We start from the raw sequence: 4,460 nt of genomic DNA, 5'->3' as shown, positions 1-4,460 counted from the left end.
CATCAGATCAGGCATGACGCCGCAGTCCTCAAAGATGGAAAGCCCTCCATCTACGGCGATCTTTAAGTCGGCAGACTGCAAGTGCTTGCGCGCAAACTCTTTTGATGGTTTTTCTCCGGCGGCAGCCAGTACGGCACGCATCCGTTCTAACCCCTCAAACGGCTCACAGCGGCAACCGGATCCTCGGCATTAAACACTGCACTGCCCGCAACCAATACGTTTGCGCCTGCGTCTATGATCGTTTTACAATTATCAAAGGTAACACCGCCATCGATCTCGAGTTCGATGTCTTTTCCTGTGGCGGTGATCATTTTGCGCAGCTCTGTTATTTTACCAAGCACTGCCGGAATAAAACTTTGCCCGCCATAGCCCGGATTAACAGACATCAGCAATATCAGATCCACATCGTCCATCACATACTTCAGTGTTTCCAGAGGAGTCGCCGGATTGAGCACTGCGGCGGCCTTTACGCCACACCCGGAAATCTGTTTGAGCGTACGCTGCAAATGGTTCGTTGCCTCCACATGTACGGAAATGATGTCAGATCCGGCTTCTGCGAAGCGCTCTACATAGCGCTCGGGCTGTTCGATCATCAAATGTACGTCAAGCGGCGCTGCCGCCACCTTTTTGACCGCGCTGATCATCTGGAACCCAAACGTCATATTGGGCACAAACATGCCGTCCATCACGTCGCAATGTACATAGTCCACGCCTGCCCTGTTGAGCATTTCAATGTCGCGTGCCATGTTGCCAAAATCTGCTGATAAAATCGAAGGTGCTATCTTGATCATTCTTTCCTCTCTCCAATCAGATTCAATAATTTTAAATATCTATCATAGCGTTCCGCGCTGATCTCCCCTGCTTCGAGGGCAGACTTTACAGCGCATTCCGGCTCTTGATCATGCATACAGGATGAAAAGCGGCATTCCCCGGCGTACTCCGTAAATTCACGGTAATACTGCCCCAGCTCTTCTTTTTTCAGATCGCCCATATCAAACATTGAAAACCCCGGCGTATCTACGATATAGGCGTTCAAATCCTTTAAATAGATCAGTTCCGCCTGCCTTGTCGTGTGCTTTCCACGTTCCGATTTTTTACTTAGCCCGCCTGTCTTAAGCTGAAGCTCCTCGCTTAGTGCATTCACAAGCGACGACTTACCTACGGCAGACTGCCCTGCGAGGCACACACACCGGTCGCGGATCACATCCTCCAAATCTTCGATCCCGTGATGCTCGAGCGCTGAAACATAAACGGTGTCATAATAAGAATATTGCTCGTTGATCACGTATGCGTTATCTTTGTTGAGGTCTGTTTTATTGATCGCAAGTACAGGATGGATACCCATGCGGTCTGCCTGAATGAGCAGCTTATCGCACAGCAAAAAATCGATATCCGGCTTATCTGCAGACACGACAAGGATCACACTGTCGATGTTCGCGACCGCCGGTCGAACCAGCTGGTTCTTGCGTGGCAGAATATCTTCGATTGCCCCGTACCCTTCAGACTGCGGTTCAAATTCCACATAGTCGCCTACACAAGGCACGATACCCTGCTTGCGAAACCGACCGCGCGCTTTGCATTCGTAAATCTCGCCGTTTTTATCACTTACATAATAGAATCCGCCGATTCCTTTGATAATCCTGCCCTGAATGATCAGTTGCCTCCTTGCACTCTGTTAAATGTTACACTTTGCGCGGTTGCTCTTGTGTCTTGCGTATCGTTGATGAATACAACCAAATTTCTGCTGAGCGTAGCATCCTTTGAATCAAAGACCTTCTCAACATCGAGCGCTATCGTCTGTTTGCCCGCCGCAAGCGTCTGGTCATATACGATATAATAAACAGAAATATCGTTGATCGAACCCTGAATTCCTATTTTGACCGAAGTTTCGTTGCTGGGGATCGTTACATCTATGGTTCCTGTATACGTATATGGCGCATAATCAAATTTCGAGATATGCAGGCTCAAGGGCCTGCTGACGATCTGTTCTGCCCCCGGTTGCGGGTTTTGCGACAGTACGACCCCGCCATTGGCTTCATTTGGCTCATCATAGATAAAGAACTTCTCCAGTCCTTCTGCCTTTAGCTGCGTCAGTGCGTCGCTGATCTGTACGCCCTGTACGTCCGGCAAGGCGATCTTTAACGTGTCCGGCGCTTTTTTGACGATTAGTATCACGCCGCCGCTTTGTGAAACGGATTCCCCTTCTTTCGGCTGTTGACTGACGACGGAATTGATCGGCGCATCGCCGTCTGTTTGCTCCAGCGTCTGGCTCACAGTGATCCCTTGTTCTGCCAACGTCTTTTTTGCCTGTTCGATATCCATCCCCAAAACATCGGGCATCACATCCGTACCCGTGCCGTTGCTCACGATCAGTGTGACCGGATCGCCCCGTTTCACTTCGGAGCCCGCGACCGGATCCTGCCGGATCACGATGTCCTTTTCCGCCTCCGAAGAGTATTCATAGGTAAAGGTTGGTTGGATATCTAAATTCCGTGTCGCTTCCAATGCGTTTTTTTGTGTCATGCCGACAAAATCCGGCAGTGGTTGCGGCTTCGAGCTATTAGCGCTGATCACGCCGCTCACCATAAATATGATCGCTACAATAACGGCCGCCGCTATTCCGTAGGTAATGAAAAGCTTGGTAAGACTCCTCTTGGAACGACGTGCATGCATTTCTTCCATATGCTGCTGTGTGCGCTTGCTTTCGGTATACCTGATATACGCGCCATCCGGCTCGCTTAAGCAACGCTGCAGGTCTTCGTACATATTGAATGCGGATTTATAGCGAAAGTGCTTATCCTTCTGTGTCGCCTTCCGGATGATCTTATTGACACTCTCCGGAACGCCTGAAACAAGCTTTGTTATGTCGGGCATTTCGTCATTGATATGCTTTAAGGCGATCGCTACAGAGCTGTCTGCGTCAAAAGGCACCTGTCCGCATAGCATCTCATAGATCAGGATGCCAAGGGAATAAATGTCCGAACGTTTGTCGGCGCGTTCCCCGCGCGCCTGCTCCGGCGAGAAGTAATGGACGGAACCCATAACGCTGTTATCTTCCACGGTGATCGTGTTTTGTGCAATGTTTTTCGCAATACCGAAGTCCGCGATATACGGTTCCCCTGTCATGTCTATCATCACGTTGTGCGGCTTGATGTCGCGATGCACAAAACCTTTCACATGTGCATATTCCAGCGCAAGACAAAGCTTTTTTGCCACACTAATCACATATTTTAGGGGCAACGGCCCGTTGATATTGATCAAATGCTTCAGCGTCTTGCCTTCGATCAAGTCCATAACGATATAATAAGTCCCCTGATCATATCCCGCGTCATATGCCCGGATAATATTCGCATGCCTTAACTTAAGGGAAGCCTGCACTTCTTTTTTGAAGCGTTGGATAAACTCCTCGTTTTCCGTCAACTCCGGCTTTAAGACTTTGACAGCGACCGTTTGCTTGGATTTTTCGTCGAATGCCTGATAAATGTAAGCGGAGCCACCGGCGTCTATTTGTTTGATCAGGCGATACCTGCCCGCAAGGAGCATATTCGGTTCAATCATACCGTTTTATCTCCTTCTTTTACCTGCTGCGCGATAACGACAGAAATATTGTCTTTACCACCGCCGTCAAGCGCGATATCCACCAGCTTATCCGTTTTATGGCTGAGACTCGAATTTTCCGATAATACCTGTTTTAAAACGTTGTCATCCGCATAGTTCGTAAGCCCGTCCGAGCATAAAAGGAGCATATCCTGATCCTGCCATGTGAATTCAAAGAAATCGACCTTCAAGTCTTTCATGCCAATGGCGCGGGTGATGATATTTTTGAAGGGATACTCAGAAGCGGCCTTCCCCTTGATCACGCCGCTGTCGATCAAATATTGCACATAGGTATGGTCGTCCGTCACCTTGCGTACCACATCACCGTTGAAGTGATAGGCGCGTGAATCACCCACCTGTGCAATGATGATATCGTCGCCCTTGATCGCGGCAAACGTCAGCGTCGTGCCCATACCATTGAGCAGCTCGTCCTTTTCCATCTCTGTTCTAAGGGCGGCATTGGCAAAATCTATGGCACGCAGGATATCGTCTTTTGTCAGTTCCGTCAAATGATGCTCGTCAATGTAACGGCGAATCGAATCACAGGTGATCCTGCTGGCGACTTCCCCAGCCGCGTGACCGCCCATCCCGTCCGCTACCATCATGTAGCACGGTTTTATATCCGTATGCAAATAAACGGTGTCTTCGTTGACTGTCCTTACCTTACCAACATGGCTTTTTGCTGACGTTTTCATGGATACCCCTTACTTTTTCGATTGATATTGCTGTTTCAACTGTCCGCATGCCCCCGCGATGTCCCCGCCCATAGACTGACGGACTGTCGCGCTGAGCCCCGCCTTTGTGAGCATATCACAAAATGCATAGACCCTGCGTTTGACAGGCGCTTTCAAATCCAATCCAAT

At 49.4% G+C, this 4,460-nt stretch carries 4 protein-coding genes; all 4 read right to left on the bottom strand.

Annotation, left to right across the window (positions count from 1 at the left end):
• Nucleotides 1-146: 146 nt before the first annotated feature.
• Genes rpe through VB081_RS14350 form a run of 4 tightly spaced genes read right to left on the bottom strand, consistent with a single transcriptional unit; the run spans nt 147 to nt 4,292 of the window.
• Nucleotides 147-791, bottom strand: coding sequence for a ribulose-phosphate 3-epimerase (gene rpe / locus VB081_RS14365; protein ID WP_323401463.1), 645 nt, complete (start codon nt 789-791; stop codon nt 147-149).
• Nucleotides 788-1,636 carry a ribosome small subunit-dependent GTPase A gene (rsgA, locus tag VB081_RS14360; protein WP_323401464.1) on the bottom strand — a complete coding sequence of 283 codons (849 nt, stop codon included), beginning with the start codon at nt 1,634-1,636 and terminating at the stop codon, nt 788-790. Before rsgA ends, rpe begins: the two co-directional genes overlap by 4 nt.
• 17 nt (nt 1,637-1,653) lie before the next feature.
• The gene (locus tag VB081_RS14355) at nt 1,654-3,558 is read right to left on the bottom strand and encodes a protein kinase domain-containing protein (protein WP_323401462.1); all 1,905 of its coding nucleotides are present in this window, start codon (nt 3,556-3,558) and stop codon (nt 1,654-1,656) included.
• The gene (locus VB081_RS14350) at nt 3,555-4,292 is read right to left on the bottom strand and encodes a Stp1/IreP family PP2C-type Ser/Thr phosphatase (protein ID WP_323401461.1); all 738 of its coding nucleotides are present in this window, start codon (nt 4,290-4,292) and stop codon (nt 3,555-3,557) included. Before VB081_RS14350 ends, VB081_RS14355 begins: the two co-directional genes overlap by 4 nt.
• Between the last annotated feature and the right edge of the window lie 168 nt (nt 4,293-4,460).

The sequence above is a fragment of the Christensenella sp. genome (genome assembly GCF_034927525.1).
GTDB lineage: Bacteria > Bacillota > Clostridia > Christensenellales > Christensenellaceae > Christensenella.
The sequence above is the reverse complement of the archived record's forward strand: the minus strand, read 5'-3'. Positions and strand labels throughout refer to the sequence as shown.

Bases quoted from the DNA above. Each gene is read 5' to 3' on its own strand.
- VB081_RS14350 (WP_323401461.1), bottom strand. From the start codon at position 4,292: ATGAAAACGTCAGCAAAAAGCCATGTTGGTAAGGTAAGGACAGTCAAC.
- rpe (WP_323401463.1), bottom strand. From the start codon at position 791: ATGATCAAGATAGCACCTTCGATTTTATCAGCAGATTTTGGCAACATG.
- VB081_RS14355 (WP_323401462.1), bottom strand. From the start codon at position 3,558: ATGATTGAACCGAATATGCTCCTTGCGGGCAGGTATCGCCTGATCAAA.